The sequence below is a fragment of the Rhodococcus aerolatus genome (assembly GCF_054783215.1).
In genome coordinates, this window is sequence record NZ_BAAGQZ010000009.1 from 100,257 (window position 1) to 120,978 (window position 20,722).

Consider the following 20,722-nt stretch of genomic DNA (forward strand, 5'->3'; position numbering starts at 1 on the left):
CGGTGATCGCCGCCCCGCCCCACCCCGAGGAGACCCATGCCCCGACCAGATCACGGGCCGCTGCACGACGTCCTCGTCGTCGACCTGAGCCGCGCCCTCGCCGGCCCCCACGCCACGATGATGCTGGGCGACCTCGGCGCCCGGGTCGTCAAGATCGAGAACCCGACGTCGGGGGACGACACCCGCGGCTGGGGTCCGCCCTTCGTCGGCGAGGCCGGTGCGGAGCAGTCCACCTACTTCCTCTCCGCCAACCGCAACAAGGAGTCCGTCGCCCTCGACCTCAAGGCCGAGGAGGGCCGGGCCACGCTGCGCGAGCTGGTCCGCCGCGCCGACGTGCTGGTCGAGAACTTCCGCGTCGGCGTCCTGGACCGGCTGGGCTTCAGCACCGACGAGCTCTTCGCGCTCAACCCCCGGCTGGTCGTGCTGTCCGTCACCGGGTTCGGCCACGACGGGCCGGAGGCGACGCGCTCGGGCTACGACCAGATCGCCCAGGGCGAGGCCGGCCTGATGTCGCTCACCGGCTCCGGTCCGGACGACCCGCAGCGCGTCGGCGTGCCCATCGCGGACATCCTCGCCGGCATGTACGGCGCCTACGGTGTCCTCGCCGCGCTGCACGAGCGGGAGAGCACCGGCAAGGGCGGCGTGGTGCGCTCCTCGCTGCTCTCCGCCGTCGTCGGGGTGCACGGCTTCCAGGGCACCGCGTGGACCGTGGCCGGCACGGTCGGCCACGCCCGCGGCAACCACCACCCGTCGATCTCCCCCTACGGCATGTTCCGCTGCGGGCAGGGCAGCGTCCAGATCTCCTGCGGCTCCGAGGGTCTGTGGCACCGGCTGTGCACCGAGTTCGCGCTCGACCCCGACGCCGAGGGCATGCGCACCAACCCCGAGCGCGTCGAGCACCCCGACCTCGTCCGGGGCACGGTCGAGCAGGCCTTCGCCGGGCAGGACGCCGAGGCCGTGCTCGCCCGCCTCGAGCGCGCCGGGGTGCCCGCCGGGAAGATCCGCACCATCGACGAGGTCTACGCCTGGGAGCAGACGCGCAGCCAGAACCTGCTGGTCGACGTCGAGCACGCCACCCTGGGCAGCCTCACCATCCCCGGCCCGCCGCTGCGCTTCTTTGGCCCCGACGGCGCCGAGACCTCCCCGACGGGCCACGGCGCCCCGCCGGTGCTCGACCAGGACGGCGACGCGGTGCGCGCCGAGTTCGCCGAGCGGGGCGGGCAGGGGTGAGCGCCCCCGCACCGACCCGGTCCCGGTCCGCCGAGCTGCTCGACACGGTGCTCGACGCCGGCACGTTCCGCTCCTGGGACCTGCCCGCCGCGCCGGCCACCGCCCCCGGGCCCGCCTACCGCCGCGAGCTGGCCGAGGCGGCGGCCCGGGCCGGCACCGACGAGGCCGTCGTCTCCGGCGAGGGGCGCGTGGGCGGTCGCCGCCTCGCCGTGGTGTGCAGCGAGTTCCGCTTCCTCGGCGGGTCCATCGGCACCGGCACCGCCGACCGCGTCGCCGCCACCGTCGCGCGGGCCACCGCCGAGCGGCTGCCGCTGCTGCTGGCGCCGGCGTCCGGGGGGACCCGCATGCAGGAGGGCACGCCCGCGTTCCTGCGGATGATCGGCATCGCCGACCGGGTGGCCGAGCACCGCAGGGCGGGCCTGCCCGTCGTCGTGCTGCTGCGCCACCCCACCACCGGCGGCGTCCTCGCCTCCTGGGGGTCGCTGGGCAGCATCACCCTGGCCGAGCCCGGTGCGCTCGTCGGCTTCCTCGGACCCAAGGTCCACCGCGCCCTGCACGGCACCGACTTCCCGCCCGACGTCCAGACCGCGGAGAACCTGCACGCCCGCGGCGTCCTCGACGCCGTCACCACCCCCGAGCAGGCGCGGGAGCTGCTGCGCCGCGTCCTCGCCCTGACCTCCCCCGGACCCGTCGCCGCACCCACCGGGACCGGGCCCACCGACGAGACCGGGCCCGCTGGGGACACCGACGTGTGGGCGTCCGTGACGGCCACGCAACGGGCCGACCGCCCGGGCGTGCTGGACCTGCTCGAACGCCACGCGGACGACGTCGTCACCCTGCACGGCACCGGGGAGGGCGAGACCGCGGCCGCCACCGTGCTGTGCCTGGCCCGGCTGGCGGGCACCGCGTGCGTGCTGGTCGGGCAGGACCGTGTCGCGCAGCGCACCCGGGCGGTCGGCCCCGCGGACCTGCGCGTCGCCCGCCGCGGCATGGCGCTGGCCCGAGAGCTGCGGCTGCCGCTGGTCACGGTCGTCGACACCCCCGGCGCCGAGCTCAGCGCCGCCGCCGAGTCGGCCGGGCTGGCCGGGGCGATCGCCCGCTGCCTCGCCGACCTCACGGCGCTGCCCGTGCCCACGGTCGCGGTGATCCTCGGCGAGGGCGCCGGCGGTGCCGCGCTGGCCCTGGTCGCGGCCGACCGGGTCGTCGTCGCCCGGCACGGCTGGCTCACCGCGCTGCCCCCCGAGGGGGCGAGCGCCATCGTCCACGGCCGGCCCGACCGGGCCGCGGAGACGGTCGCGGGACAGCGCGTGCGCAGCGTCGACCTGCTGGCCGACGGCGCGGTGGACCGCGTCGTGGACGAGCGCCCCGACGCCGCCGACGAGCCCGAGGCCTTCCTGGCCCGCGTCGCCGCCGCCGTCGCCGAGGAGGTGGCCGCGGCCGCCGCGGGCCACGGCACCCGGCCCCGCTCGGGCCGTCCCCCCACCGGGTCGTCCTGACCCGTCCCCGCCGCCGGCGGGGACCACGAGAGAGGAAGAAACGATGGTCATCCTGGGACTCGCAGTCCTGGCCGGGTGCTACCTGCTCGGCTCGCTGCTGGGCGAGGTGCTCGGCCTCGTCATCGGCGTCGACGCCAACGTCGGGGGCATCGGCTTCGCGATGGTGATCTTCCTGGTCGTCGCCGACCAGCTGCGGCGCCGCGGGAAGTTCCCCGCCGCCACCGAGATGGGCGTCCTGTTCTGGAGCGCCCTGTACATCCCGATCGTGGTGGCCATGGCCGCCACCCAGAACGTCGCCACCGCGCTCAGCGGCGGCCCCATGGCGCTGCTGGCCGGCGTCGTCGCCACGCTCGTCGCGCTCGCGCTCGTGCCCGTGATCTCGCGCATCGGCGGCCGGGCCGAGCCCCTGCCGCCGCTGGACGAGGACGGGTCCGACGCCCCCGTGAGCACCGTGAAGGAGACCACCTGATGGACCGCATCACCGGAGTGTTCGAGGACAACGGGCTGGTGTTCGCCTTCTTCGTCATCGGCGTCGTCGTGCTCGTCTCGACCGTGCTCTCCACGAAGCTGACCCGCGGCCGGCTGCAGGCCTCGGCCATCGCGATCGTCATCGGGCTCGGCCTGGCCTACGTCGGGGGCAAGGCGACCGGCGGCACCCACGGCATCGCCGACGTCGCCCTGTTCACCGGGCTCGGCGTCATGGGTGGGTCGATGCTGCGTGACTTCGCCATCGTCTCCACCGCCTACGGCGTCGACCTGCGCGAGATCCGCCGGGGCGGGGTCTCCGGCATCCTCTCGGTGCTCATCGGCGTGACCGTGGCCGCGGTCGTCGGCGCGCTCATCGCCCTGGCCTTCGGCTACACCGACCCCGTCAGCATGGCCACCATCGGCGGCGGCGCCGCGACCTACATCGTCGGGCCCGTCACCGGCACCGCGCTCGGGGCCAGCAGCGAGGTCATCGCCCTCTCCGTCGCCGCGGGCCTGACGAAGTCCGTGCTGGTCATGATCGGGACCCCGTTCATCGCCCGGTTCATCGGGCTGAACAACTCGAAGTCCGCCATGGCCTACGGCGGCCTGATCGGCACGACCTCGGGGGTCGCGGGGGGCCTCGCCGCCACCGACAAGCGCCTCGTGCCCTACGGCGCCATGACCGCGACGTTCTACACCGGGGTGGGCGCGCTGCTCATCCCGTCGGTGTTCTACCTGGCGCTCGTCGCCATCATGGGCTGAGCCTCTCCGCCGGCCACCTCAGGAGCACGTGCCAGGCTGGGGTGGTGCGGGTGCACCCGGAGTGGGGGCCTGCCGGCGCGACCGTGCCCGCGGGGACGGTGGCCGTGGTGGTCGACGTGCTGTCCTTCACCACCGCCGTGTCGGTCGCCGTGGACCGGGGCGTCGAGGTGCTCCCCCACCCCGCCGACGGGGACGCGGCAGGCCTCGCCGAGCGGGAGGACGCCGTCCTGGCCCGGCCCCGGGGCTCCGCCGGACCCACGCTGTCCCCGGTCGCGCTGCGCCGGGTCGACCCCGCTCCGGCGCGGCTGGTCCTGCCCTCGCCTAACGGCTCGCGGGTCAGCCACCAGCTCGCGGACAGCGGCGCGGACGTCGTGGCCGCGTGCCTGCGCAACGCGGCGGCCGTCGCCACGTGGGTCGCCGCGACCCACCCCGGGGCCGCCGTCGCGCTGGTCCCGGCCGGGGAGCGGTGGCCCGACGGCTCGCTGCGCCCCGCGGTCGAGGACCTCTGGGGCGCCGGGGCAGTGGCGCACCACCTCGCCACGGCGGGACCCGTCGACCTCACCCCGGAGGCGGCCGCAGCGGCCGCGGCGTGGCGTGCGGTCCGGGGCGCGGCGGCAGAGGCGTTGCACGGCTGCGTGAGTGGCCTCGAGCTGGCCGCAGGTGGGCACGCCGGGGACGTGGACGTCGCCGCCGAGGTCGGCGCGAGCGCGCTGGTGCCGGTGCTGGTCCACGGACGGTTCCGCGGGACCGCGGCGTGACCGTCCGGCTGCTCGACCGCACCGTCACCGCGGCCGAGGCGGCGGTCCTCGCCACCTGGGTCTACCCGCCGCCCTGGGACCACTACAGCCACGACCGGGTCGACCCGGCTGTGTTCCTCCGCCGCGGCGGCGGCGAGGGGTACCACCCGCCGGTGGACGACGACGGCACCCTGGTCGGGTTCAGCGTGCTCGGCGCCGAGGCCCGCATCCCCGCCCAGGCCGCCGAGCCCGGCACGGTCGACCTCGGCATCGGGGTCCGCCCCGACCTCACCGGCCGCGGGGTCGGCACCGCGCTGCTCGCCCGGGGCGTCGAGCTCGCCCGCACCCGGCCCGGGTCCCGGCGGGTGCGGGTGGTCGTCGCGACGGACAACGCCCGCTCGCTCGCGCTGTGCCGACGGGCGGACCTCGCACCGCTGCGCGAGCTCGAGGGGCCGGGTGGACGACGGTTCGTCGAGCTCGCGGCGGGGCTCAGTCCTCCCGCGGGGCGCTGACCCCGGCGCGGACGACGTCGAGCAGCGGGGTGGTCGGCCGGCCCAGCAGCCGGGTGAGGTGGTCGGACGGGGTGTCCAGGTCGCCCCGGGCGGTGGCGGTGTCGAGGCCGACCACGAACTGCGCAGTCCCCTCGTCAAGGCCGGCCCCGCGCAGCGCGGCCAGGTGCTCCTCGGCGCTGACGCCGTGGTGCGCGACGTTGGTGCCCGTCGCGGCGGCGAACGCCTCAGCCAGCTCGGCCATGGTGAACGGCGTGCCTCCCAGCTCGTAGGTCGCGCCCTCGTGACCCTCCCCGACCAGCACCGCGGCGGCAGCCTCGGCGTAGTCGTCCCGTGCCGCGGCCGCGACGCGCGCGGTGCCCCCGGCCGAGGTGGTGAGCGCGCCGGTCGCGAGCACGCCGGGCAGCTGGGAGAGGTAGTTCTCGGTGTACCAGCCGTTGCGAAGCAGCGTCACCGCCAGCCCGGACCCGGCCAGGAGCTCCTCCGTCGCCCGGTGCTCCGGGGCCAGGGCGAGCTCGGTCGTCGTGGCCCGCAGCACCGAGGTGTAGGCGATCCGGCGCACGCCGGCGGCGACGGCCGCGTCGACGACCGCGCGGTGCTGCGGCACCCGCTGCCCCACGGCGTTGCCCGAGACGAGCAGCAGGGTGTCCACCCCGGCGAGGGCCGGGCCGAGGGTGTCGGGGCGGTCGTAGTCCGCCTCGCGCACCGTCACACCACGGTCCGCGAGGTCGGTGGCCCGGGTGGTGTCCCGGGCGAGCGCCACCACGTCGGACGGGTCGACCCCGCGCTCGAGGAGGCTCTCGACGACTCGGTGCCCGAGCGGGCCGGTCGATCCGGTGACGGCGTAGGTGGTCATGGGGCTCTCCTCGGGTGGCGCTGGCGGTGTCGCAGGCACTAACCAGTAGTTAGTGCCTGCTGTTCCCCGGGTGGACCTCGTAGGCTCGGGGCGTGACCGACCCGACCGACGCGCTCGTCACCGACGTCCTCGCCCGGGACTGCACCTCGCGGGCCGCGCTCGAGGACGTGGCCTCGACGTGGGGGCTGCTCGTGCTGCTCGCCCTCGGCGAGGGCGACCACCGGTTCAACGCGCTGCGCCGCCGCGTGTCCGGGGTGAGCGAGCGCATGCTCTCGCGCACCCTGCAGACCCTGGAGCGCGACGGGCTGGTCGACCGGACCGTGCTCAGCGCGATCCCGCCGAGCGTCGAGTACTCCCTGACCGACCTGGGCCGCCGGGTCGCGGGACGGGTCCGCGGGCTCGCCGACCTGCTCGAGGACGCCGCATCGGACATCGGGGCCGCCCGGGAGGCCTACGACGTCAGGCGTCCCGCCCGCTGAGGTCGGCCAGCGCGCGGCGGGCCGCCTCGAGCTCGGCGGCCAGCTCCTCGACCCGGCGTGCCGCGGCGGCGCGGGCGGCGGCGAGCACCTCGTCCGCGGCCTTGAGCGCCGAGGGGTGGCCGAGCGCGGCCACCGCCTCCCGGGCCGCCTCCGGGCTGACGGGGACGGCCGGCCCCGGTGCTCCCCCGCCGCGGGCCAGGGTCAGGTTCCACCCGGCGTCGGGCTCCCCCCGCAGCACCACCGTGAGCGGCTCGACCGGGCGGCGGGCGCGGGGCGCCCGGGTGGTGCGCCGGGGCGGCGCGATCGGTGGCGGGGCGGGCGGCGCGGCGGCGGCTGGTGCCTCGGGGCCGGCGGCGGGCGTCGCGGCGGCGGGCGGGGTCGACACGGGTGGGGTGGGAGCGGCGCGACGCGGGCCCGGACGGGTGCGGCGGGGCTGCGGTGTGTCGTCCTCCGGGCGGGGCTTGCGGGCCAGCAGCTCAGCGGCCTCGAAGGGCAGCGCGTCCTCCACACCCTTGGGTCGGGCCGTCACGGTCTCCCCGTCGACGGAGACCACCCGGGCCGAGCTGCCCGCCGGCAGCCCCAGGCCGGGCACGGCGTCACGCAGGTGCACGGTGGCGCGGCGTCCCCCGGCCACGGCGGACGCGAGCCGGGCGAGGTCGTCGGCGGTGAGCCCGGACGGGGCACGACGGCGAGGCGGCACAGCTGCTCCGAGGGGGCTCCGAGGGGGCGGGCGAGCGGGGACGGGGGTGCCCGGGTGCGCTCGACCACCCGGCCGGGGCACGGTAGCGCGCCCGTCCGACACCCCGGCGGCGACGTCGGCGGCCGGTCGCGGTGGTCGCCTACGGTGGACCCCCGTGACCGTCCCGCCGCCCGAGGCCCCCGCCCCGGACGGCCCGCCCCGGCGGCCGGGGTGGCGCGGCGACCCCCGCGCCCGCCTCGTCCTCGGCGCGCTGCTGCTGGCCGGGCTCGTGGTCGCGGCCCTGGTGCTGCCCGTCCCCACCCCGGAGGACCTGCGCGGCTGGGCCCGGGAGGTGGGGCCCGCGTTCCCGCTGGTGTTCCTGGCGCTGCACGCCGTCGTCACGATCACCCCGGTCCCGCGCACCGTGTTCACCGTCTCCGCGGGTCTGCTGTTCGGCCCCGTCACCGGGGTCGCGGTCACCGTCACGGCCACCGTGCTCAGCGCGCTGGCCGCGCTGCTGCTGGTCCGCGCCGTGGGCCGCGAGGCCGTGGCCCGCCGGCTGCGCCACCGCGCGCTGCGCTCGGTCGACGAGCGGCTGGCCCGCCGCGGGTGGCCCGCGGTGCTCTCGCTGCGGCTGATCCCGGTGGTGCCGTTCTCGCTGCTGAACTACAGCTGCGGGGTCTCCGCCGTCCGCGTCGGGCCCTACCTCGCCGGCACGGTCGTCGGCATCCTGCCGGGCACCGTCGCGGTGGTCGTGCTCGGTGACGCCCTCACTGGGAGCACCTCGCCGCTGCTCGTGGCCATCTCGGTGGCGGGGGCGTGCCTCGGCCTGCTCGGCCTGGTGGTCGACGCGAAGGTCCCCGTCCGCGGCTGAGCGCAGCGCGGACGGGGACCGGCGGACGTGCTAGGAGCGGTCCTGCTCCTTGTCCCACGAGATCGCGGGGACCTCGTCGGACGAGCCGAGGTCGCGCCCACCGCGGCTGGCCTGCGCGGCCCGCTCGGCGGACTTCGCCCCGGTGCGCCGGGCCTGCTCGGCCGGGCTCTCCACGTCGGTCCGGGCCACGGCCTCCGCCGCGGCGACGGCCTCGGCGATGCGCGGGTCGGTGGTGGTGTCGAACCAGTCGGCCACCTCGGCCGAGTCGTCCTCGGGCCGCGTCGAGGCCTCGTCGACCGGGCTGGGCTCGAAGCGGAACACCCCGTCCTCGCCCGGCGCGCCGAGCATCTTCGCGAACCCCTGCAGCGAGGTGCCGAAGTCGCTGGGCAGCAGCCACACCTTGTTGGCGTCGCCCTGCGCCATCTCCGGCAGCGTCTGCAGGTACTGGTAGGCCAGCAGCTCGGGGGTCGGCTTGCCCGCCTTGATCGCGGCGAACCGCTTCTCGATGGCCTTCGCCTCGCCCTGCGCCTGCAGGTACTGCGCGGCCCGGTCGCCCTGCGCGCGCAGGATCTGCGACTGCCGGTCGGCCTCCGCGTCGAGGATGGCGGCCTGCTTGGCGCCCTCCGCGGCGAGGATGCGGGACTGCTTGTCCCCCTCCGCCGTCTTGATCGCGGACTCGCGGTGGCCCTCGGCGGTGAGGATGGTGGCCCGCTTCTCGCGGTCCGCCTTCATCTGCTTCTCCATCGACTCCTGGATCGACGGGGGCGGGTCGATCGACTTGAGCTCGACCCGGGCGACCTTGAGGCCCCACGGGCCGGTCGCCTCGTCGAGCTGGGCGCCGAGCTGGGTGTTGATCGCGTCGCGGGAGGTCAGGGTCTCCTCCAGCGTCATGCCGCCGACCACGTTGCGCAGCGTCGTCGTCGTGAGCTGCTCGACGGCGGTGATGTAGTTCTGGATCTCGTAGACCGCCGAGTGCGGGGTGGTCACCCGGAAGTAGATGACGGTGTCGATCGCGACGGTCAGGTTGTCCTGGGTGATGACGGCCTGCGGGGGGAAGGACACGACCTGCTCGCGGAGGTCGACCTTGGCGCGGACCCGGTCGACGAACGGGACCAGGAACGTCAGCTGGCCCGAGATGGTCTTGTTGTAGCGGCCGAGCCGCTCGATGATCGCGGCCTGCGCCTGGGGCACGAGAGTGACCGACTTGGCCACGACGACGACCACGAACAGGACGACGACGGCCAGGGCGATGAGGGCTACATCCATCGGTGCTCCTTCGTGAGGGGGACGGAGTGCTGCGGGCCGGTGGGGTCGCCGCCGGCCCGCGGGGGTGGTGCGGGCGCGGTCACGGCTCCCGGTAGACGACGGCGGTGGCGCCGGTGATCTCGGCGACGCGGACGGTCTCCCCCGCCTCGATGGCGTCGGTGGAGTCCATGGCGCGGGCGCTCCAGTCGCTGCCGTCGAGCCGGACCCGGCCGGCGTGCGCGGTGATCGGCTCGACCACCAGCGCGCTGCGCCCGCGGAGCGCCTCGACCCCGGTCGTGATGCCGGGGGCCTGCTTCATGCGCCGCAGCAGCGGCGGCCGGACCCCGACGACGAGGCCGACGGAGACCAGCGCGAACGCCAGCACGTCGACCCACACCGGGAGCCCGAGGGCGGCGGAGCCGGCGCCGGCGAGCGCGCCGCCGGCGAGCGAGAGCAGGAAGAGCTCGCCGGTCAGCGCCTCGGCGGCACCGAGCACCACCGCGACCACGAACCAGACAAGTGCGACTCCCACAGCCCCCAGTGTGTCACTGGTCGCCGCGGGCGGCCGTGGGTTCCGCTCCGGGCGCAGCGCCTGGGGCCCGCCCCCGGGCATCCGCCCCCCGGGTGTCCCGCAGTGCTCAGCCAGCCGCGCTCACCCAGCTGTGCTCAGCCGGCGGTGCTCAGCTCTCGTCCCCCGGCTCGGCCGCTGACTCGGTGTCCTTGCTCGGGGTGGGGGCGCCCAGCGCGCCCGCGGTCTCCGCGCCGGCGGGCTCGGGGCCACCGGCGCTGTCGTCCCCGCTCTCGGTGCGCTCGGCGGTGTCGTTCTCCCCGACGTCGGCGGGCTCGTCGTAGTCGCGGGCGTCGTTGGCGGCCATGCGGGTCTCCCTCGTCCGGCGCGCCTCCGACGGGCGCGGGACCACAGCCTGCCCAGCGGCCGGCGGCCCCGCACGCCGAGCGCTCAGCCGGGCTCGGTGACGAAGTCGACGAGCCGCTCCACCGCGCCGATCATGGCCGGCTCCAGGTCGCGGAACGTGCGCACCGCGGCCTGCACGCGGCGCCACCCGTCCCGCGGGTCGCCCCACCCCAGCCGGGCGCACACCCCGGTCTTCCAGTCCTCGCCGCGGGGCACGTCGGGCCAGGCGCGGATGCCCAGCGACGCGGGCCGCACCGCCTGCCACACGTCGACGTAGGGGTGCCCGGTGACCAGGACGTGCTCGCCGAGCGAGCGGGTGAGTCGCGTCTCCTTCGAGCCGGTGACGAGGTGGTCGACGAGCACCCCGACGCGGCGGCCCGGCCCCGGCCGGAACCCGTCGAGCCACGCCGGCAGGTTGTCCAGGCCCTCGAGCTGCTCGACGACGACGCCCTCGACGCGCAGGTCGTGGCCCCACACCCGCTCGACCAGCGCCGCGTCGTGCACGCCCTCGACCCAGATGCGGCTGGGCAGGGCGGTGCGGGCGCGGACGTCCTCGACCACGGTCGAGCCGGAGGCGCTGCGACGCGGTCCCGTCGCCGCCGCCGCCGGCCTAGGCCGGACCAGCGTCACCGGGGCGCCGTCGACGAGGAAGCCGGCGGGGTGCAGCAGGAACAGCCGGGTGGCGCCGCGGGCGTCCTCCAGGCGCACCGCGTCCCCCCGGCCGGTCTTCTCGACCCCGAGCACGGCGCCGCAGAAGCCGGTCGCGGCGTCCTCCACGACGAGGTCGCGCTCCGCGGCCAGCTCGGGCACCACCCGCGCCCGGCGCCGCGCGTGGCCGCCGAGGATGTCGCCGGCGTAGGGGTCGCTGCGGGAGCCGGGGGCGCGGGGGGGCACGGCCGGACACGCTAGGGGGCGGCGCGCGCCCGGGCGGTGCGCGCCACGCCGGTCAGCCCGTGCGGCCGGTCACCGCCCGGGCGATGTCGGGCAGGCTCCGGTTCAGCTCGCGGCTGGCCCGGCGCAGCTCGTCGAGGGCCTGCTCGGCGCTGACGTCCCGCCGCGCCATGAGCAGGCCGATGGCGATGCCCACCTCGCGGTGGGACTCCCGGGCCCGGTCGGGGTGCAGCTCGGCGTCGTCGAGCAGGTCGGTGAGCAGGGCGAGCGAGCAGTACGAGGCGAGGATGGCCGCGGTGGCGACGTCACCGTCGTCGAACGCCGCCGGCCAGCTCGAGTACAGGTTGAGCGACGCCGTCCGCCGCCGCGAGAGGTAGATGCGGCACGCCAGGACGCTGCGCACGCCGGTCTCGGCGACCACCCGCGGGCCCAGCACGGGCCAGCCGTGCGCTGCGTCGAGGTCGTCCACGCGCACCACGTGGCTGGTGGTGACGGCGTCGAACGCGGGCCCCCGGCCCAGCTCGGAGGCCAGGTCGTCGACCCGGCGGGCCGGTGCGCCCGTCGCCGCCTCCGTCCGCAGCCGTCCGTCGTCGACCACCGTCACCGCGGCGTGCTCGGCGGGCCCGCAGGCGTGGCAGGCCACCTCGACGATGCGGTCCGTCGTCAGCCGTCGGCGCTCGGCGTCGAACAGCAGCTCCACCAGCTCGACGAACTCCTGGGCCAGGGCCGTCAGGCCCTGCGCCGGCTGCTCGCTCACGGTCTGTCCTCCTCGGGGGCGGGCGCGTCGGTGTCGGTGTCGGTGTCGGGGTCGGTGTCGGTGTCGGTGTCGAGAGCCTCGCCCAGCACCCGGAGCCCGCGCTCGACGACGGCCCGGTCGGCGGGGTCGAGGAGGTCCAGGACCGGCCGCAGCCGGCCCAGCCGGTGCCGGTCCACCGCGGCGAGGGTGTCGCGGCCCAGGGCCGAGAGGCTCAGCCGCAGCTCGTTTCCCGGCCCGGCGTCCCGGTCGACCAGCCCGGCGCGGTGCAGCCGCTGGCACAGCCGGCTCGCCGAGGGGGCACTGGCGGAGGTGGCGGCCGCCACGGCGCCCAGGCTCAGCCCGTCGGGGGCGCGGGAGAGCACCGTGAGCACCCGCACCTGGGTCGGCGACAGGGCCGGGGTGACCGACTCCCCCGCGTGCACGGTCGCCTCGACCGCGGCCGTGGTCAGGGCGAGCAGGGCGGCGTCGAGCGCGTCGGGGGGCGCGACGGGCCGTCCCGGCCCGCGGCGCGCCCGGGTCGCGGGCCCTCGGGTTGTCGCCATCTCGGGACGAGCGTAGTAGTTGTCATACGACAACTCAATGTCGCCGGACAAGTCATGCCGGACCACTCCTGACCCCGACACCGGAGGAACCGTGTCCCACCCCCTCGTCCTCGCGGCGGGCCCGCAAGGACCCACCACCGAGATCACCGGCACCGCCACGCTGGTGCGCTGGCAGTACGAGCTCGTGCTCTACGGGCTCGTCGTCGCGTTCCTGGCCCTGTTCGCCGCCGGCGTCTACAGCTTCGCCACCCGCCACGAGGTGTCGAAGAAGTACCGGCCCGCCTCGCTGGCCAGCGCGCTGATCTGCTGGATCGCCTCGCTGGCCTACCTCGCGCTCGTCGTCACGTTCCTGACGAAGTACTCCGCGAACGCCGACGGCACCCGCTACACCCCCGCCCCGGGGACGATCATCACCGGCCTGCGCTACACCGACTGGACCGTCACCGTCCCGCTCCTCGTCGTCGAGCTGCTCGCGGTGTGCAGCCTCGCCCGCCAGCGGGTGCGCACGCTGCGCCTCGTCGGGGTGGCCGCCGCCTTCCTCATGATCGTCACCGGGTTCCTCGGCGTCGTCGCGGCCGGGCAGTCCTCGGCCTCGACCGCGGAGCTCCTCATCTGGGGCGTCGTGTCGACCGTGTTCTTCGTCGTGCTCTACCCCGTGCTCATCGGGGCCGTGCGCGAGACCCGCGCGACCATCGGGGCCGAGGCCGGCGTGAGCCTGCGCAACGCCACGATCCTGCTGCTCTCGGTCTTCGGGGTGTACCCGATCGTCTACCTGGTCCCGCTGTGGGCCGGTGACGGCTCCGCGGCCTGGGCCACCACGATCCAGCTCGCCTTCACGGCGGCGGACATCACGGCCAAGGTCGGGTTCGGCGTCCTGATCCACAAGGTGGCGAAGCTGCGCACCGCCGAGGACGCCGTCACCGAGGTCGGCGGCCTGCCTGACACCTACCCGGCCGAGGTGTGGATCTCCGGGCACCTCGTCAGCACGCCGGGCGAGCTCGTCGGCGCCGGCGCCCGCCCGGCCGGGAACGGCCACACCAACGGCACCAGCAGCGGCACGGTCGACGGCGACCGCAGCCGTGGTGCGGCACGCGACCGGCGGTGACGTCCACCGCGCACCCCGCGGTGCGGAGCGCGCCGCGACCGGCCCGGGGTGCCCACCTCGGGCCGGTCGCGGTCCTCGCCGCCGCCCTGCTCGTCGCGGCCGCCGCGGCGGTGCTCGTGCCCGGTGCGCTGCACCGGGCCGGGCCGGGCGTGCTCGTGGCGGGCCTGCTGCTGGGCCTGCCCCACGGGGCGGCCGACGTGTGGCGCGCCGTCGGCGACGCCGGCCTGCTCCGGCAGGCCCGGGTCGCCCTGGCGTACCTCGCCGCCGCGGTGCTCGCGTTCGCCGCCTGGTGGTGGTGGCCGCTGCCCGCACTGCTGGTGCTGCTGAGCCTGACGGTGCTGCACTTCGGCAGCGGCGACGTCGCGCTCGAGGCGTGGGCGGGCACCCCCGCCCCCCGGCCCGCGGTGCTGGGCCTGGCCCTGGGCGGGCTGCCCGTCGTGGTGCCGCTGGCGCTGCGGCCCGGGGACACCGTCGCCCTGCTGGACCCGCTCACCGGCGGCCGCGGCGCGGCGGTGCACGCCGTGGCGCTGCTCTGCCTCCCCGTCGTCGCCCTGGCCGCGGGGCTCGCGGTGCGGGACGCGCAGCGGGCCGGACGCTGGCAGACCGTGGCCGGCCTCGTGGTGGTGGCCGCGGTCGTCGCGCTGCTGCCCCCGCTGGTGGCGTTCGGGGTGTACTTCGCCGGGTGGCACGCGCTGCGCCAGACCTGCCGCCAGCTCGACGAGGCCGGCGCCGGGGCCGACCTCGGCACGGCAGCCCGCCGGCTCGCCCTGCGGGCCGGGCCGCCGACCGTGGCCGCGCTGCTGCTGCTGGCCGGGGTCGTCGCGGCGCGGTGGTCGCAGGACGGCTGGTCGGTGCCCACCGCGCTGGTCGCCGCGCTGCTGGCCGTCACCGTGCCGCACGCCGCGGTGGGCCTGCTGGCCGATCACCGGGCCCGGCCGTGACCTGGGTCGACGGCGGCGTGGTCGCGCTGGTCGAGGCCGCCGTCAAGGCGGCGGTGATGGTCGTCGTCGCGGTGCTGGGGCTGCGCGTCGGCGAGCGTCGCACGCTGGCCCAGCTGACCACCATCGACGTCGTCGCCGCGGTCGCGGTCGGCGCCGTCGTCGGGCGCACCGCGCTGGCGGCCGACCAGCCGCTGCTGACCGGGGTGGTCGTGCTGGTCACCATCCTGCTCGCGCACCGGGGGCTCAGCGTGCTGCGGATGCGCCGGCCCGTGGCCCGGCTGCTGCGCCACCCGGTGCGGGTGCTGGTCCGCGACGGGGTGGTTCTCGAGCCCGAGCTGCGCCGCAGCCGGCTGACCCGCGAGGACCTGCACTCCCAGCTGCGCACCCGGGGCGTGCTGAACGTGGCCGAGCTCCGCTGGGTGCTCTACGAGCCGGAGGGCCGGCTCACCGTGGTGCGCCGCGACGCCCCGACCGGCGAGCCCCTGGTGGCCGAGGTCGTCGACGCCGACCCCGGGCCCGGCACGGACGGCTGACGGCGGCGCCCGCGCCGCGGACCTATGCTCGGCGATCGTGCCGAACAGCTCCGCCACCCTCACCGTCTGGGCGTCCGCCTGGCTGGCGGGGGCGGCCGCGCCCGACGACGTGCTCGACGCGCTGACCCCCTGGGCCCCCCTGCAGCGGGCCCACGCCGGGGACCGCGTCGCCCCCGGCACCACCGGCCTGCCCGAGCCCGGCGAGGGGGCGGTGGGGGCGGCAGCCCTGTTCACCGCGCTGCGCGCCGCCACCCCCGACGGGGTGCACCTGGTGCTGCCCGTGCCCGGCGACGTGCGCGGCCTGCCGCCGGGCACCGAGTTCGCCGCCGCCGCGCTGGCGCAGGGCCAGGGGGTGCTGGCGCCGGGCGCGGGCCTGGGCCTGGTGCCGGTGCCCGAGGGCCAGGAGATGGTGCGCTGGGTGGCCTTCGCGGTGCCGCGCGACGCCCGGGTGCCCGACCACGTCGGCCTCGGCGAGGCCGAGCACGGGCTGCGCCAGGCCGTGCGCGACACCGCACGGGCGATGGCGGAGCTGGACGTGGCCGGGGGCGACGCGACGGGCGTGCGGGGCCGGATCGCCGCCGTGCTGCGGGCGCGGCCGTCACTGGGCTGGCCGCCGGCGATGCCGCCCCGGGCCCTGCGGGTGCTCGACCAGGCCGACGAGGTCGCGGCCATCCTCGCTGCGGCGCAGCAGGACTCGCCCGGGGGTGCCCGCACGGCCGGCGCGGCCGCCCGGCGCGACGACCTGCTCCGTCCGCTGTGGACGGCGGTGCGCGACGCCCGCCGGGCCGCGGTGGTCGAGGCCGTCCGCGTCATCACCGCCGGGCGCGCCGCGAGCTGACCCGGCCGGCCGGGAGCGCTACGCCGGGCGGGTCGGGCGGCGTAGCGGCTCGCAGCAGCGCACCGCGCAGGGCTCCCCGTTGCGGGTGCACCCCGCAGCGCCCTCGCGGCCGAGGCGGCGGGGCTCGGTGGTGGTGGTGTGCTCGGCGACCAGCTCGCCGACCATCTCGGCGAAGCGCGGGTCCGGCCCGGCCGTGCCCGCGCGGGCGAACGCCATGCCCAGCTCCTCGGCCTTCTCCCGGGCCTCGGTGTCGAGGTCCCACACCACCTCGAGGTGGTCGGAGACGAATCCCACTGGGCAGAGCACCACGCCGGGCACGCCCCGGGCGTGCAGCGCCTCGACGTGGTCGACGACGTCGGGCTCGAGCCACGACACCTGCGGCGGGCCGGAGCGGGACTGCCACACCACGTCGAAGTCGTCGACCCCGGCCGCCGCGGCCACGAGGGCGGACGCCTCGGCGACCTGCCGGGAGTAGCGGTGCCCGCCCTCCTCGGGGGGCCCGGCGCTCGCGTCGGCCGAGGACGGCACCGAGTGCGCGGTGAAGACCACCCGCGCGGCGTCGCGGACGTCGGCGGGCAGCTCGGCCCGGGCGGCGCGCAGCGCGTCGGCCGCGGCGGCCACGAACAGCGGGTGGTCGTAGAACTGGCGCAGCTTGACCAGCTCCGGCGCCCGCTCCCCCACCGCCTCGCGGGCCCGGGCGATGTCCTCGTGGTACTGCCGGCACCCGGAGTACCCGCCCCACGCCGAGGTGGGGAACACCAGCGCCCGCTGCACCCCGTCGTCCGCCATCTCGGCCAGCGTGGCCTCGACCATCGGGTGCCAGTTGCGGTTGCCGAAGTAGACGGGCAGGTCGGGCGCGGGACCGCCACCGGCGAGCACCCCGCGGACCGCCTCGATGAGGTCGCGGTTGAGCTCGTTGATCGGCGACACCCCGCCGAAGTGCAGGTAGTGCTGGGCGACGTCGGCGAGCCGCTCGCGGGGCACCCCCCGGCCCCGGGTCACGTTCTCCAGGAACGGCATCACGTCGTCGGGGCCCTCGGGTCCGCCGAAGGAGAGCACGAGCAGCGCGTCGGGGGCGGGCATCACGGGGGCGGTCACCCCCCCATCCTCCCGTGCCCCGGCGCGCCCCGCCCGCGGGGTCACATGCCTCACATGCCCAGGAAGTGCGCCCCGCCGTCGACCATCACCATCGAGCCCGTGGTGGCGGGCAGCCAGTCCGACAGCAGCGCGCACACCGACCGGGCGACCACCGTCGGGTCGGTGGTGTCCCAGCCCAGCGGGGCGCGCTCGTCCCAGCTGCCCTGGATCTGGTCGAACCCGGGGATCGACTTGGCCGCCATCGAGCCGATGGGGCCCGCCGCCACGAGGTTGACCCGGATGCCCTGCGGGCCGAGCTCGCGGGCGAGGTAGCGGTTCACGCCCTCGAGGGCGGCCTTGGCCACGCCCATCCAGTTGTAGGCCGGCCACACCACGCGGGCGTCGAAGTCCATGCCCACCACGGAGCCGCCCGGGCCGAGCAGCGGCAGCGTCGCCTTGGCCAGCGACATGAACGAGTAGGCCGAGACCTGCACCGCGGTGGCCACGTCCTCCCACGGGGCGTCCAGGAAGGGGGCGCCCAGGCAGCTGGGCGGGGCGAACCCGATGGAGTGCACCACGCCGTCAAGGCCGTCGACGTGCTCGCGGACCTTGGCCTCCAGCCCGGCCAGCTGCTCGGGGTCGGCCACGTCGAGCTCGACCACGGGGGCCGGCTGGGGCAGCCGCTGGGCGATGCGCTCGACCAGCCGCATCCGGCCGTACCCGGTGAGGACGACGGTCGCGCCCTGCTCCTGGGCGGCCTTCGCGGTGTGGAAGGCGATGGAGGCGTCGGTGATGACGCCGGTCACGAGCAGCCGCTTGCCCTCGAGCAGTCCTGGCACGGTGGTTCCTCCGGTGGTTCGTGGCGCAGGTAGCGGGCTACCTGTCCGGTACGGGGCCCTGGGAGCGCAGGTAGCCCGCTACCTGCTGGGGGGAGCTGGGGGCTAGTGGCCCATGCCGATGCCGCCGTCGACGGGGATGACGGCCCCGGTGACGTAGCCGGCGTCGTCGGAGGCCAGCCACCGCACGGCGCTGGCCACCTCCTCGGGCCGGGCCTGCCGGCCGAGCGGGATGTTGGCCGTGATCTCGGCCTTGCGGGCGTCGGACACCGCGGCGGTCATGTCGGTGTCGACGTAGCCGGGGGCGACGACGTTGGCGGTGATGCCGCGGCTGCCGAGCTCGCGGGCCACCGAGCGCGAGAGCCCCACCAGCCCGGCCTTGGACGCCGCGTAGTTGACCTGGCCCGGGGCGCCGGAGAGCCCGACGACGGAGCCGACGAACACCATCCGGCCCCAGCGGGCGCGGAGCATGCCGCGGGAGGCGCGCTTGGCCACCCGGTAGGCGGCGGTGAGGTTCGCGTCCAGCACCCCGGTGAACTGCTCCTCGGCCATCCGCATGAGCAGGGTGTCCTCGGTGATGCCCGCGTTGGACACCAGCACCTCGACGGGGCCCTGCGCGGCCTCGACCTCGCTGAACGCCGCGTCGACGGCGGCGGTGTCGGTGACGTCGCACCGCACCCCCAGCAGCCCCTCGGGCGCCCCGGACCCGCGGTGGGTCACGGCGACGCGGTGCCCGGCGGCGTGCAGGGCGGTCGCGATGGCCAGGCCGATGCCGCGGTTGCCTCCCGTGACGAGGACGCTGCGGCCGGTCGGGGTGGGGTCGGGCGGGGTGGTCTCGGGCACGGGGCGAACCTAGCGGCTACCCACGGGTAGACCCGCACCGTGGGCGTGACCCCGCCGCGGACGTGCGGGGTCCACCCACGTCTCAGGGCAGGCGCTGGGTGAGCACCAGGGACCCGACGGCGGCCAGCACCGCCAGCAGCGTCCCGGTGAGCAGCCAGGGCCGGCTGGCGTCGCCGAAGGTGGTCTCGTAGCCGATCTGCTCGGCCAGGGTGTCGTAGATCGCGCTGAGGTCGGCCACGCTGGAGGCGGTGTAGAAGTCGCCCCCGGCGAGCTGGGCGATGCGCCGCATGCTCGCGTCGTCCACCGGCACCGGGGTGGTGCGGCCGTCGATGCCGACCCGGCCCGAGGTGGTGCCGAAGGAGATGGTGGAGACGGGCACGCCGGCCTCCTTGGCCGCGGCGGCGGCGGTGAACGAGCCGCGCGGGTCGTCCGGGTACTCCGGCACCGTCTGCTTGCCGTCGGAGAGCAGCACCACCCGGGCCGGCACCGGCTCGCCGCCCTGCCCGCCCAGCACCGCGGACAGCGTCGAGATCGACTGCAGCGACGTGAAGATGGCCTCCCCGGTCGCGGTGCGCTCCGCGAGCTGCAGGCTGTCGATGGCCGCCTTGGCCGCGGACCGGTCCGTGGTCGGGCTCAGCAGCACGGTGGCCGTGCCGGCGAACGCGACCACCCCCAGGTTCACCCCGGGGGTGAGCCCGTCGGCGAAGCTCTTGGCGGCCGCCTGCGCGGCGACGATGCGGCTCGGGCTGACGTCGGTGGCCTGCATGGACAGCGACACGTCGATGGCCAGGACGACGGTGGCCCGGTTGCGCGCCACCTTCTGCTCGGCGGTCGGGCCCGCGAGCGCGACCGTCAGCGCCACCAGCGCGAGCACCAGGACCACGGCGGGCAGGTGCCGCCAGGGCGTCGACCGCCGCGGCGCGACGCTCTCCAGCAGGGCGAGGTTGGTGAAGCGCAGCGTGTTGCGCCGCCGCAGCCGCTGCACCACCAGGTAGCCAACCCCGAGGGCGGCGACGACGAGGAGCAGCAGGAACCACACCGGGGCCGTGAAGCCGGACAGGCTCACCGCGAGCCCCCGCTCCAGCCGCGCTTGCGGGCGACGACGAAGCGCACGGTGTCGGCGATCCAGTCGGAGTCGGTGCGCAGCGTCAGCCGGGGCGCGCCGCAGCGGCGCAGCGCGGCCTCGACCTCGCCGCGGTGCCCGGCCGCGGCGGCGGCGAAGTCGGCGCGCAGCCGCGGCGTGGTGTCGACCTCGCGCACCCGGCCCGACTCGGGGTCGGAGAGGACCACGCGCCCGACGGCGGGCAGCTCGAGGTCGCGGGGGTCGAGCACCTCCACGGCCAGCAGGTCGTGGCGGGCGGCGAGCCCGCGCAGCGGCCGCTCCCAGTCGATCTCGCCGAGGAAGTCGCTGACCACGACGACGAGCCCGCGGCGGCGCGGCGGGCGGCGCAGCAGCTCCAGCGCCCCGGGCAGGTCACCGCGGGTGCCCTCGGCCGCGCGCGGGGTGCGGGCGAGGTCGCGCAGCAGGGCCCGGGCGTGGGCGGTGCCGCCGCGGGCGGGCACGCGGTGCGTCGAGGCGCCGGTGGTGACGACGGCCCCGATGCGGTTGCCGCCGCCGCTGGTCAGGTGGGTCACGGCCGAGACGGCAGCCACCGCGAGGTCGCGCTTCTCGCACGCGGCCGTGCCGAAGTCGAGGCTCGGCGAGAGGTCGAGGGCCACCCACGTCTCGAGCTCGCGGTCGGCGACGGTCTGCCGGATGTGCGGCTCGGTGGTCCGGGCGGTGACCGACCAGTCCATCTGCCGCACGTCGTCGCCCGGCTGGTACTGCCGCGCCTCCCCCGGCTCGCTGCCCGGGCCGGGCACGAGGCCGAGGTGGTTGCCCTGCAGCAGCCCGTCGAGGCGGCGGCGCACGCTGAGCTCCAGGGTGCGCAGCGCCGTGTCCAGGCTGCTGTCGTCGAGCGTGCCGCCCTGCAGGGCGGGCGGTGAGGTCCGCGCCGCGCCGCTCGACGATGACGCCGGGGCGGCGCCCGGGGCGCTCACGACGGCCGGGGACCCTGCGGCTGCGGACCCTGCGGCTGGGGCCCGGGCCCGGGACCGCCCGGCCCGGGGCC

General features: G+C 76.8%; 25 protein-coding genes. 12 read left to right on the top strand and 13 right to left on the bottom strand.

Annotation, left to right across the window (positions count from 1 at the left end):
* Positions 1–36 precede the first annotated feature (36 nt).
* From ACYVOF_RS05135 to ACYVOF_RS05160, 6 genes are read left to right on the top strand one after another with little or no spacing between them, the layout of a single operon-like run.
* Entirely contained in the window at positions 37–1,230 is a 1,194-nt protein-coding gene (locus ACYVOF_RS05135) for a CaiB/BaiF CoA transferase family protein (RefSeq protein ID WP_460864450.1), read from the top strand.
* Positions 1,227–2,726 (top strand): carboxyl transferase domain-containing protein, encoded by a 1,500-nt coding sequence (locus tag ACYVOF_RS05140; RefSeq protein WP_460864451.1) that lies wholly within the window; start codon positions 1,227–1,229, stop codon positions 2,724–2,726. Before ACYVOF_RS05135 ends, ACYVOF_RS05140 begins: the two co-directional genes overlap by 4 nt.
* A 43-nt stretch (positions 2,727–2,769) precedes the next feature.
* Positions 2,770–3,195, top strand: coding sequence for a malonate transporter subunit MadL (gene madL, locus ACYVOF_RS05145; RefSeq protein WP_460864452.1), 426 nt, complete (start codon positions 2,770–2,772; stop codon positions 3,193–3,195).
* On the top strand, positions 3,195–3,956 hold the full coding sequence (madM, locus tag ACYVOF_RS05150) for a malonate transporter subunit MadM (protein ID WP_460864453.1): 762 nt from the start codon (positions 3,195–3,197) through the stop codon (positions 3,954–3,956). Before madL ends, madM begins: the two co-directional genes overlap by 1 nt.
* 44 nt (positions 3,957–4,000) lie before the next feature.
* Positions 4,001–4,714 carry a 2-phosphosulfolactate phosphatase gene (locus ACYVOF_RS05155; protein ID WP_460864454.1) on the top strand — a complete coding sequence of 238 codons (714 nt, stop codon included), beginning with the start codon at positions 4,001–4,003 and terminating at the stop codon, positions 4,712–4,714.
* A complete protein-coding gene (locus ACYVOF_RS05160; RefSeq protein WP_460864455.1) occupies positions 4,711–5,205 on the top strand; it encodes a GNAT family N-acetyltransferase in 495 nt (164 codons plus the stop codon). The genes ACYVOF_RS05155 and ACYVOF_RS05160 overlap by 4 nt, the downstream gene beginning before the upstream one ends.
* Here ACYVOF_RS05160 and ACYVOF_RS05165 read toward each other — a convergent pair.
* Positions 5,183–6,058, bottom strand: a complete 876-nt coding sequence (locus tag ACYVOF_RS05165; protein ID WP_460864456.1) for an NAD(P)H-binding protein — start codon at positions 6,056–6,058, stop codon at positions 5,183–5,185. The two genes, ACYVOF_RS05160 and ACYVOF_RS05165, sit on opposite strands and share 23 nt — an antisense overlap.
* A 92-nt stretch (positions 6,059–6,150) precedes the next feature.
* Between ACYVOF_RS05165 and ACYVOF_RS05170 the strand changes: the two genes are divergently transcribed.
* Positions 6,151–6,537, top strand: a complete 387-nt coding sequence (locus tag ACYVOF_RS05170) for a winged helix-turn-helix transcriptional regulator (RefSeq protein ID WP_460864457.1) — start codon at positions 6,151–6,153, stop codon at positions 6,535–6,537.
* Here the strand turns inward: ACYVOF_RS05170 and ACYVOF_RS05175 are convergent.
* Positions 6,518–7,237, bottom strand: a complete 720-nt coding sequence (locus ACYVOF_RS05175) for a DUF6319 family protein (RefSeq protein ID WP_460864458.1) — start codon at positions 7,235–7,237, stop codon at positions 6,518–6,520. The genes ACYVOF_RS05170 and ACYVOF_RS05175 overlap by 20 nt on opposite strands.
* A gap of 154 nt (positions 7,238–7,391) precedes the next feature.
* Between ACYVOF_RS05175 and ACYVOF_RS05180 the strand changes: the two genes are divergently transcribed.
* Positions 7,392–8,090, top strand: coding sequence for a TVP38/TMEM64 family protein (locus ACYVOF_RS05180; RefSeq protein ID WP_460864459.1), 699 nt, complete (start codon positions 7,392–7,394; stop codon positions 8,088–8,090).
* Between the two features lie 30 nt (positions 8,091–8,120).
* On the opposite strand, the gene ACYVOF_RS05185 is transcribed toward ACYVOF_RS05180, so the two are convergent.
* The 6 genes from ACYVOF_RS05185 to ACYVOF_RS05210 all read right to left on the bottom strand — a co-directional run bounded on the left by ACYVOF_RS05185 (position 8,121) and on the right by ACYVOF_RS05210 (position 12,438).
* Positions 8,121–9,356 carry an SPFH domain-containing protein gene (locus ACYVOF_RS05185; RefSeq protein ID WP_460864460.1) on the bottom strand — a complete coding sequence of 412 codons (1,236 nt, stop codon included), beginning with the start codon at positions 9,354–9,356 and terminating at the stop codon, positions 8,121–8,123.
* A gap of 79 nt (positions 9,357–9,435) precedes the next feature.
* Positions 9,436–9,867 carry an NfeD family protein gene (locus tag ACYVOF_RS05190; protein WP_460864461.1) on the bottom strand — a complete coding sequence of 144 codons (432 nt, stop codon included), beginning with the start codon at positions 9,865–9,867 and terminating at the stop codon, positions 9,436–9,438.
* Between the two features lie 148 nt (positions 9,868–10,015).
* A complete protein-coding gene (locus ACYVOF_RS05195) occupies positions 10,016–10,210 on the bottom strand; it encodes a hypothetical protein (RefSeq protein WP_460864462.1) in 195 nt (64 codons plus the stop codon).
* An 83-nt stretch (positions 10,211–10,293) separates the two neighbouring features.
* Positions 10,294–11,142, bottom strand: a complete 849-nt coding sequence (locus tag ACYVOF_RS05200; RefSeq protein ID WP_460864463.1) for a DUF3097 domain-containing protein — start codon at positions 11,140–11,142, stop codon at positions 10,294–10,296.
* Between the two features lie 52 nt (positions 11,143–11,194).
* Positions 11,195–11,896 carry a GAF and ANTAR domain-containing protein gene (locus ACYVOF_RS05205; protein ID WP_460864464.1) on the bottom strand — a complete coding sequence of 234 codons (702 nt, stop codon included), beginning with the start codon at positions 11,894–11,896 and terminating at the stop codon, positions 11,195–11,197.
* Positions 11,893–12,438: a MarR family transcriptional regulator gene (locus ACYVOF_RS05210; RefSeq protein WP_460864465.1), complete on the bottom strand. Its 546-nt coding sequence runs from the start codon at positions 12,436–12,438 to the stop codon at positions 11,893–11,895. The genes ACYVOF_RS05205 and ACYVOF_RS05210 overlap by 4 nt, the downstream gene beginning before the upstream one ends.
* Before the next feature lie 91 nt (positions 12,439–12,529).
* Between ACYVOF_RS05210 and ACYVOF_RS05215 the strand changes: the two genes are divergently transcribed.
* From ACYVOF_RS05215 to ACYVOF_RS05230, 4 genes are read left to right on the top strand one after another with little or no spacing between them, the layout of a single operon-like run.
* On the top strand, positions 12,530–13,543 hold the full coding sequence (locus ACYVOF_RS05215; RefSeq protein ID WP_460864466.1) for a bacteriorhodopsin: 1,014 nt from the start codon (positions 12,530–12,532) through the stop codon (positions 13,541–13,543).
* Positions 13,540–14,484: a beta-carotene 15,15'-dioxygenase, Brp/Blh family gene (locus ACYVOF_RS05220; RefSeq protein ID WP_460864467.1), complete on the top strand. Its 945-nt coding sequence runs from the start codon at positions 13,540–13,542 to the stop codon at positions 14,482–14,484. The genes ACYVOF_RS05215 and ACYVOF_RS05220 overlap by 4 nt, the downstream gene beginning before the upstream one ends.
* On the top strand, positions 14,481–15,017 hold the full coding sequence (locus tag ACYVOF_RS05225; protein ID WP_460864468.1) for a DUF421 domain-containing protein: 537 nt from the start codon (positions 14,481–14,483) through the stop codon (positions 15,015–15,017). The genes ACYVOF_RS05220 and ACYVOF_RS05225 overlap by 4 nt, the downstream gene beginning before the upstream one ends.
* Before the next feature lie 37 nt (positions 15,018–15,054).
* Entirely contained in the window at positions 15,055–15,855 is an 801-nt protein-coding gene (locus tag ACYVOF_RS05230; RefSeq protein ID WP_460864469.1) for a hypothetical protein, read from the top strand.
* Between the two features lie 18 nt (positions 15,856–15,873).
* On the opposite strand, the gene ACYVOF_RS05235 is transcribed toward ACYVOF_RS05230, so the two are convergent.
* The 5 genes from ACYVOF_RS05235 to ACYVOF_RS05255 all read right to left on the bottom strand — a co-directional run bounded on the left by ACYVOF_RS05235 (position 15,874) and on the right by ACYVOF_RS05255 (position 20,585).
* Positions 15,874–16,938: a ferrochelatase gene (locus tag ACYVOF_RS05235; RefSeq protein WP_460864480.1), complete on the bottom strand. Its 1,065-nt coding sequence runs from the start codon at positions 16,936–16,938 to the stop codon at positions 15,874–15,876.
* Between the two features lie 65 nt (positions 16,939–17,003).
* On the bottom strand, positions 17,004–17,771 hold the full coding sequence (gene fabI / locus ACYVOF_RS05240; protein ID WP_460864470.1) for an enoyl-ACP reductase FabI: 768 nt from the start codon (positions 17,769–17,771) through the stop codon (positions 17,004–17,006).
* Positions 17,772–17,873: 102 nt separating this feature from the next.
* Positions 17,874–18,611 carry a 3-oxoacyl-ACP reductase FabG gene (fabG, locus tag ACYVOF_RS05245; RefSeq protein WP_460864471.1) on the bottom strand — a complete coding sequence of 246 codons (738 nt, stop codon included), beginning with the start codon at positions 18,609–18,611 and terminating at the stop codon, positions 17,874–17,876.
* An 82-nt stretch (positions 18,612–18,693) separates the two neighbouring features.
* Positions 18,694–19,677, bottom strand: coding sequence for a VWA domain-containing protein (locus ACYVOF_RS05250; protein WP_460864472.1), 984 nt, complete (start codon positions 19,675–19,677; stop codon positions 18,694–18,696).
* A complete protein-coding gene (locus ACYVOF_RS05255; RefSeq protein WP_460864481.1) occupies positions 19,674–20,585 on the bottom strand; it encodes a DUF58 domain-containing protein in 912 nt (303 codons plus the stop codon). The genes ACYVOF_RS05250 and ACYVOF_RS05255 overlap by 4 nt, the downstream gene beginning before the upstream one ends.
* Positions 20,586–20,722: the final 137 nt, after the last annotated feature.

Excerpts from the sequence above, each read along its gene's own strand:
- ACYVOF_RS05135 (WP_460864450.1), top strand. The coding sequence starts at position 37 with ATGCCCCGACCAGATCACGGGCCGCTGCACGACGTCCTCGTCGTCGAC.
- madL (WP_460864452.1), top strand. The coding sequence starts at position 2,770 with ATGGTCATCCTGGGACTCGCAGTCCTGGCCGGGTGCTACCTGCTCGGC.
- madM (WP_460864453.1), top strand. The coding sequence starts at position 3,195 with ATGGACCGCATCACCGGAGTGTTCGAGGACAACGGGCTGGTGTTCGCC.
- ACYVOF_RS05165 (WP_460864456.1), bottom strand. The coding sequence starts at position 6,058 with ATGACCACCTACGCCGTCACCGGATCGACCGGCCCGCTCGGGCACCGA.
- ACYVOF_RS05185 (WP_460864460.1), bottom strand. The coding sequence starts at position 9,356 with ATGGATGTAGCCCTCATCGCCCTGGCCGTCGTCGTCCTGTTCGTGGTC.
- ACYVOF_RS05195 (WP_460864462.1), bottom strand. The coding sequence starts at position 10,210 with ATGGCCGCCAACGACGCCCGCGACTACGACGAGCCCGCCGACGTCGGG.
- ACYVOF_RS05210 (WP_460864465.1), bottom strand. The coding sequence starts at position 12,438 with ATGGCGACAACCCGAGGGCCCGCGACCCGGGCGCGCCGCGGGCCGGGA.
- ACYVOF_RS05235 (WP_460864480.1), bottom strand. The coding sequence starts at position 16,938 with ATGCCCGCCCCCGACGCGCTGCTCGTGCTCTCCTTCGGCGGACCCGAG.